Source organism: Pseudomonas sp. SDO5591_S426 (genome assembly GCF_054070755.1).
Window position 1 is genome coordinate 1 of sequence record NZ_JBSVXD010000257.1, and the last position, 6,543, is coordinate 6,543.

Genomic DNA, 6,543 nt, shown 5'->3' on the forward strand with positions numbered 1-6,543 from the left:
CATCATTGTTGACCCTTACGCCGCCATCGCGGGCAAGCCCGCTCCCACAGGGGTAATCGTCATCCGGATGATGGTGGTCACAACGCACAACCCTGGGCTAAGGTGTCTGCAAAGCCCCAGCCCATCGAGCCTCCATGTCCTTTCTCACCCACACCCACCCTCGTCTATCCGCGGCCATCCTGTTCGGCATCGCGGCAGGTCTGCTGGCGCCGGCCGACTCGATCATCAATAAAATCCTCATCGGCTGGAACACCGGAGTCTGGACCTATCTGGTGCTGATGCTCTGGCTCACCGCGCGCGCCAAAGCCACGGAAGTGAAACGCATCGCCGAGATGGAAGACGAAAACGCCGGGCTGGTGTTGATGCTGGTTTGCATAGCGGCACTGGCGAGCCTGGCGACCATCACCGTTGAACTGGCTGGCAGCAAAGACCTGGAAGCCACCCGCAAACTGATGCATTACGGCTTCACCGCACTGACGGTGATTGGTTCGTGGCTGTTGATCGGGGTGATTTTCAGCGTGCACTACGCACGGCTGTTCTACACCTGGGAAGGCAAGGAACCGGCGCTGCGATTTGCCGAGGGACTGACGACGCCCAATTACTGGGACTTCCTGTATTTCTCTTTCACCATTGGCGTGGCGGTGCAAACCTCTGATGTGGGTGTCGCCACGCGGGAGTTGCGCAAGATTGTGCTGGCGCAGTCGTTGATTGGGTTCCTGTTCAACACCGCCATTCTCGGTTTCTCGATCAACATTGCGGCGGGGCTTTTCGGTTGATACGGCCAATGGCAACCTTAGAGAAATGACAGGTAAGTTGAAAAAAACGACAAACGGAACAAATCCACGCTTCAAACCTGTTGCATCGCTTCCACCCCTTCCAACTGCCTGTATCCACTGAAAATTCCAGGTTTTCAGTGCGACTCAGTTCGTCACTTTCGCCAGGCAGACCTGGTACTTATTACAGGTTTCAAGACGCCGCAAGCACGCTATAACGGGGCTGAAGCTTCACGCTGGACGCAGGGACCATGCCCGCCTCAGGAAGGAACCGTCGCGCCCGCCTCAATGAATGAACATGGGAAATGCCTGCCATGAACCATCAGACCCCGCCCCCCACTCGTGCCCCTACCGTCCAGTCTGGATTTTCAGTGTCAGACACCAAACAGCAACCCCGCATCGCCTTGACCACCAGGGAAAAAGAAGCGCTGTTGTGGAGTGCCAAAGGCAAATCGTCGTGGGAAATCAGCCGGATTTTCAATTGCACGGAAGCCGGGGTGAATTATCACTTCAGCAATACTCGTCAGCACCAGTGGCAGGAGCGTCATCCACTTCAGAGCGGCCGAAAGAGGATGCAGGGCAAAAATTCGTTTAGCGTTCATCAAGCACCGTAAAAAGTCGTTGAACGAGAGTTCGTCAGGGCTGATGGATTCGCCCCACACTCGGGGCGGCAAAATTACTCAGATCACAAGGATGCGTCTGTAGGACTAATCCTAAGCTCCAAACTTTCACTGACAGGCAGCAGGAAGGCACACGCCTCCTGCTGCCAGGCGTCGAGTGATCAAGGTCTGGGGATTACGCAGTGGTCGTTGCCCGAGCCGCCGTCGGTTTCGAATACAGCGACATAAAGTTCGATAGTGCCAGACGGCACCGGATTACCACGGACAGTGATGGAGTACTCCATCTTGCCCATACCGGCAGAAACAGGTGGCCTGTAAGTGGGCTTCAAACATTTGGTATAGGGTACAAACCAGTCAATGCCGTTTTGCTCTTGCTCGAGAGAAACAGTCAGGTCTTCAGAATGATCGGTGCCGGGTAATAGCGTAGTGCCGTCAAGTTCGTAGGTCTGCCATTTCGGTGTTACTTCGGCACCTTCTTTCAGGTGAGTTGATGTTGGTATATGAATGAAGATCCCCCACTCTCCGCTACCCGCAGTTTTCTCCCTCAGGTGGTTGCAATTAATCAAAGTACCCGGAAATTCCGGCTCAGGCAGGTCGACCACTTCAACGAGAACATCAATGATTGTACGATTTGACTCCAGCGGGTTGCCGAAATCCGCGTGCGTCAGGGTGTAGTACAGCGGTAAGTCATCCATTACCGGCGTGAGCTCGATAACTTCCCACGGTATGACGAAGTGGATGACCTGTTTGGGCGTTTCACTGCCGTCCACGACATAAGGGTTATCCGGCGAATCGACGACATCGCCTTTGTAGTACAGCGTGAGCGTATCGCCGACATTGGGGCGATCAAACAGTTCGACAGACGCTGTCGCATCCTCGCCGATATCGCCCTCCGTCAATTTGCTGTCGCTGCCTTTCGAACTCAAGAACTCAATCAGATTCAGCGTCGGATCAATCGGATCAGGGTCCGGATGCCCAGGTTTCGGGATAGACAAGTCTGTATCGACCGTAATACCGTTTGGCGGCGCGAAGGGGTAATCGCCCCTGAGTACTTGGTAGTCCACATCGACAGGTTGCACATGTGTGGTCGAGGCAAAGTCGTACTCTTGCACCATAAGCAGCCAGGGCACTGTGATCTTCAGCGGAAATGGCAGATGCGCACCGACGGACGTCCGGGCGAGTGTCGTTTTGCCCCACTTCACCACGATGCCGTCATTGCTGTCGTACCCGGTGTATGACTCGATATGCACCTTTGTCGGAAACGCGGCGTCGGGCCGATCAATCAAACCATCGTCAGCTAACGGCACCGTGCAGTCTTTCAAGCCGCTGGGCAGCGTACCGAGTGCTACCTGAACCGTTGCCGGTAGTGACAGTTCACCACGGTTACCTGCCTTGTCGATCAAGAGAGCAATAGCGTAATGGGTTTTCGAACCGTAAATCGTGACCTTGTCAGCAGGCACCAACACCTCTCGGTTCGTAGGAAGCGCCCGATAGAGCACGATAAACTTATTGATGTCCTCCCCCTCCGCCGGCATCCTGTCCAACCAGGCGACGGCAACCATCGTCTCGTCCTTATCATTTTCTTCAAGAAACTCCGGTATCACGCATTTGACACCGCCATCGCGAGTTAAAACAGCATCGGTGATGACAGGTTCAGCAACGCTGATCATCGCGCTCTCCGGGTCCACCCATTTCGGCCCGGTCCTGTCGATGATCACGTTGATCGTCGGAGATATTCTTTCACCCCCGCTATTCCAGTTGCTGACGGTGTAACGAAATTTAAAAAGCCCTTCATACGTACTGAAAATATCAAGAGGGATGGATCTTTTCAGAGGGAAATCGGAACCAGGAAGCGTTGAGTCGTCGGGAATGTCTTCCGAAGGAGCAACACGCTGCCATTCGCTTGAACTGGAAGGCAGCCATTCCAAAGTCAACACGTTGACCGGCCCCGCAAAAGGAGGACGTTCATCCCACAACGGAATATCGACTCTTATTGCAACTTTAGCCTTTTCGCTGTGGATCAAACCTTGGGCGTTAAGGCGATCTACGAGGATTGGGGGTAATAGGTCCGCGACAAAGAACCGCTCACGATAACTAGCCCGAACTTGCTCAGGCGTAAGTTTTTTTTCATAAGAACTGGCCATGCCTTTCTCTCCAAAACCGTTTTAATTTGGCCATGAACGCACTCATGGTCTTCAAAACTTTTCTGGCAGCCCAACGCATGGCCTAATCACTGCAAAGCAATCTGTCGTTCTGCCCGGTCATCAGACCTGAGCGAATTAAGCGCTGGTTTTTTAAAACGCGATACTGTCAAAGTTGACAGGTAGCTCATTGCCTTTGCACAAACGTTCTAGCCATTGAACCCGGCGTGGGCGTTAAATAAACCGGCAATCAACCGTTCATAGGTGTCGCATGCCCCCGAACAACTGGCTCGATCTGGCCCAGGACGCCGACACCGGCATCGAGACCCTGCGCGCGCATTTCGAAGGTCACGCCTACGACCCGCACTGGCATGACAGCTACTTGGTGGGCGTCACCGAGCAAGGCGTTCAACAGTTCAATTGTCGACGGGCGAGACACCAGAGCACGCCGGGCAAAGTGTTTTTGCTGGAGCCGGGCGACATCCACGACGGCGAAGCGCCGACCGAGGACGGTTTCACCTATCGCATGTTGTACCTCGACCCGCAGTGGTTGCGGCGCGAGTTAGGCGCGGTGTTCGACAACGCGCCGGACAACAGCGAGTTGAGTTTTGCCAACACCCTGGCCAGTGATTCGCGTCTGGCCCACGCCACCAGCCTCGCGTTTGAAACCCTGCACGGTGGTGAACTGAAAATCGTGCGCCAGACGGCCCTCGACGGACTGCTCGAACGCCTGACCAGCCATCTGCATTGGCGCGCTCGTCACGACGAAGATCCGCGTCTGCCCTTGGTCGCGCAAAAGGCCCGGGAATATCTGCACGCCAACGCGCAACACGACATCGGCCTCGATCAATTGGCCGCCGTCACTGGCGTCGACCGCTTTCGTCTGACTCGAGCGTTCAAGGCCGCTTACGGCATGGCGCCCCACGCGTATCTGGTGCAATTGCGGCTGGCCACGGCGCGGCGAATGCTGGCCCGTGGCGAGCAGCCAGCGGCGGTGGCGATGACGTTGGGCTTCGCCGATCAGAGCCATCTGGGCCGCTGGTTCGTGCGGGCCTACGGCATGACGCCGGCGCTGTACCGCAAACGCTGCTCAAATCTTCCAGACAGATAAACGCCCGGCTTGTGAAGATCGACTTCAATGATCTTCACCGGAGTTTGCCTGCGATGCTGTCCTCATTTCCGACGTTGTTGCCCTTCCTGCTGTTTGCCTTTGTGGCCTCGATTACGCCCGGCCCGACCAACATTCTGGTGCTGAGCAACAGTGCCCGATTCGGCTTGGCCGCTGCCGTTCCGATCATTGTTGGCGCTTGTGCCAGCGCTGCGTTGCTCGTGCTGCTGGTGGGCACGGGCGCCGGTTCTTCGTTGACTCAATGGCCGCTGCTGCAAACGCTCATGCAATGGGCTGGCGTGGCGTGGCTGACTTATCTGGCCTGGCAAATCTTTCGTGCACCCGCCGTGGCCGTGAACACTCAAAAAGCCGAAGAGCGCCTCGGTTTACTCGGCGCCGCCAGCCTGCAATGGATCAATCCTAAAACCTGGATGATGGCGCTGGCGGTGGTCAGTGTGTTTGCCGGGGTGGGCGAAGACCGGTTTGCGCATGTGATGTATTTGTCCCTGGCGTTTTTCCTGATCTCGCTGCCATGTCTCGGGGTTTGGGCATTGCTGGGCGCCGGCTCCACTCGCTGGCTGCGCTCACCGCGCGCGATGCAGCGTTTCAATCGCTGCATGGGCCTGCTGCTGTTGGGTTCGGCGTGGTTGAGCGTGTTGGCCTGATCTCCATTGGTCGGGTTTTGTCGCACGCCGACTCATCGAACACTTGACGGCATATTCGTTTTTGGTGTCTTCTGAAACCGGTTTCAGCGCCATGCGCTCAGCCTTATAAATCCAATAAGAAGGTTTCAGACCGTGAACGATTTCTCCGCCGCCCAACGCAGTCGCGTGACCATGCTCGACGTGGCCGAACACGCCAAGGTGTCCAAGGCCAGCGTTTCGCGGTTCATCGGCGACGACCGAGCATTGCTCTCCGATGCGATTGCCCAGCGCATCGAGCAGTCGATTGCCGAACTGGGTTATCGCCCGAACCAGATGGCCCGCGGTCTCAAACGCGGCCGCACTCGCCTGATTGGCATGCTGGTGGCCGATATCCGCAACCCCTATTCAATCGCCGTGATGCACGGGGTGGAAACCGCCTGCCGTCAACACGGCTACAGCCTGGTGGTGTGCAACACCGACCGCGACGACGAGCAGGAACGCCAGCACCTTGCCCTGCTGCGCTCGTACAACATCGAAGGCCTGATCGTGAACACCCTCGGCCATCACCGTGACGAGTTGCATGAACTGCATCGGGAAATGCCCCTGGTGCTGGTGGATCGCAAGGTCGAACATCTCGAAAGTGACATGGTTGGGCTGAATAACCCGGCGGCCGTCGAGATGGCGCTCGCGCATCTTGAAGAGCGCGGCTATCGCGATGTGCTGTTGGTGACCGAACCGTTTGACGGCACCAGTTCGCGGATCGAACGGGTCAGCAGTTTCAAGGCACAAATCGCACAGCGCCCGGCGCTCCACGGGACGATCATCGAAACCGGCAGCGCACTCACCGCGCAACTGAAGACCTTTCTCGAAACACCCGGCCCTGGCCCGAAAGCGCTGTTCTGCGCGAACGGGATTGCAGCACTGGCCGGTACTCATGCGTTGCGTGAGCTTGAGTGCAATCTGTTTGAAGACGTGGGTTTGATTGCCCTTGATGATCTGGATTGGTATCCGTTGGTGGGCAGCGGCATTACTGCCCTCGCACAGCCGACCACCGAGATTGGCGCGAGTGCGTTTGAGTGTTTGCTGAAGCGATTGCGGGGCGATGACAGCCCGACGCGGACGCTGGACTTTTCGGCGCGGCTGGTGGCTCGGGGTTCGACCCTTGGGAATTTGCGTTGAATGTTATGGCCCCATCGCTGGCAAGCCAGCTCCCACAGAGTTTGTGGTGAATATCAAATTTATGTTCACACACTTCAC

Annotated in this window: 6 protein-coding genes; 5 read left to right on the forward strand and 1 reads right to left on the reverse strand. The window is 56.6% G+C overall.

Annotated features, from left to right (window positions below; translation table 11 throughout):
• Nucleotides 1-134 precede the first annotated feature (134 nt).
• Nucleotides 135-776: a DUF1345 domain-containing protein gene (locus tag ACW9JC_RS27775; protein WP_457459034.1), complete on the forward strand. Its 642-nt coding sequence runs from the start codon at nucleotides 135-137 to the stop codon at nucleotides 774-776.
• Between the two features lie 311 nt (nucleotides 777-1,087).
• A complete protein-coding gene (locus ACW9JC_RS27780; RefSeq protein ID WP_457459036.1) occupies nucleotides 1,088-1,387 on the forward strand; it encodes a LuxR C-terminal-related transcriptional regulator in 300 nt (99 codons plus the stop codon).
• A gap of 167 nt (nucleotides 1,388-1,554) precedes the next feature.
• Here the strand turns inward: ACW9JC_RS27780 and ACW9JC_RS27785 are convergent, their stop codons facing one another.
• Complete coding sequence (locus tag ACW9JC_RS27785) at nucleotides 1,555-3,537, reverse strand: hypothetical protein (RefSeq protein WP_457459038.1); 1,983 nt, start codon at nucleotides 3,535-3,537, stop codon at nucleotides 1,555-1,557.
• A 268-nt stretch (nucleotides 3,538-3,805) separates the two neighbouring features.
• Between ACW9JC_RS27785 and ACW9JC_RS27790 the strand changes: the two genes are divergently transcribed.
• The 3 genes from ACW9JC_RS27790 to ACW9JC_RS27800 all read left to right on the forward strand — a co-directional run bounded on the left by ACW9JC_RS27790 (nucleotide 3,806) and on the right by ACW9JC_RS27800 (nucleotide 6,465).
• Complete coding sequence (locus tag ACW9JC_RS27790; protein WP_457459040.1) at nucleotides 3,806-4,645, forward strand: AraC family ligand binding domain-containing protein; 840 nt, start codon at nucleotides 3,806-3,808, stop codon at nucleotides 4,643-4,645.
• A 53-nt stretch (nucleotides 4,646-4,698) separates the two neighbouring features.
• Nucleotides 4,699-5,307: a LysE family translocator gene (locus ACW9JC_RS27795; protein WP_457459042.1), complete on the forward strand. Its 609-nt coding sequence runs from the start codon at nucleotides 4,699-4,701 to the stop codon at nucleotides 5,305-5,307.
• 132 nt (nucleotides 5,308-5,439) lie between these two features.
• Nucleotides 5,440-6,465 (forward strand): LacI family DNA-binding transcriptional regulator, encoded by a 1,026-nt coding sequence (locus ACW9JC_RS27800; protein ID WP_457459044.1) that lies wholly within the window; start codon nucleotides 5,440-5,442, stop codon nucleotides 6,463-6,465.
• The last annotated feature ends 78 nt before the right edge of the window (nucleotides 6,466-6,543 follow it).

What these genes read in the sequence shown, in the direction of transcription:
- ACW9JC_RS27780 (WP_457459036.1), top strand. Translation starts at nt 1,088, where the DNA reads ATGAACCATCAGACCCCGCCCCCCACTCGTGCCCCTACCGTCCAGTCT.
- ACW9JC_RS27785 (WP_457459038.1), bottom strand. Translation starts at nt 3,537, where the DNA reads ATGGCCAGTTCTTATGAAAAAAAACTTACGCCTGAGCAAGTTCGGGCT.
- ACW9JC_RS27775 (WP_457459034.1), top strand. Translation starts at nt 135, where the DNA reads ATGTCCTTTCTCACCCACACCCACCCTCGTCTATCCGCGGCCATCCTG.
- ACW9JC_RS27795 (WP_457459042.1), top strand. Translation starts at nt 4,699, where the DNA reads ATGCTGTCCTCATTTCCGACGTTGTTGCCCTTCCTGCTGTTTGCCTTT.
- ACW9JC_RS27790 (WP_457459040.1), top strand. Translation starts at nt 3,806, where the DNA reads ATGCCCCCGAACAACTGGCTCGATCTGGCCCAGGACGCCGACACCGGC.